The following is a 312-nucleotide window of genomic DNA, read 5'->3' on the forward strand; positions in this document are numbered from 1 at the left end:
GAGCCGCTTGCCGCAGATCCGATCCGAGGCCTCCCACAGCGCCACCAGCGCATCCCTGATAGGGGCGCCATAGGTCGGCCTTCGCTGTCGCCGGGCCTCCGGCGAAATTGCAACATGGCTGGCAAGCGCCCGAACCGCGTGCTTGCGATGCCAGCCCGTCACCGCGCAAAGCTCGTCGAGTATGCGCCCCTTATCTGCCCGCCCTGCTGATCGATAGCGCTCTACCACCGCCGCCGTGAGCTCGCGCCGCGCACCCATGCTGATCCGTCCTGCCATCGGCGACACCGATCCGATTCGGTATCGCCGCCCCAA

At 67.6% G+C, this 312-nt stretch carries 1 pseudogene; it reads right to left on the reverse strand.

The window, feature by feature from the left end:
- Positions 1-276, reverse strand: a pseudogene (locus tag AC5ZGW_RS47815) (transposase); the annotation flags it as partial.
- Positions 277-312: the final 36 nt, after the last annotated feature.

Source organism: Bradyrhizobium sp. Crot121 (assembly GCF_059512385.1).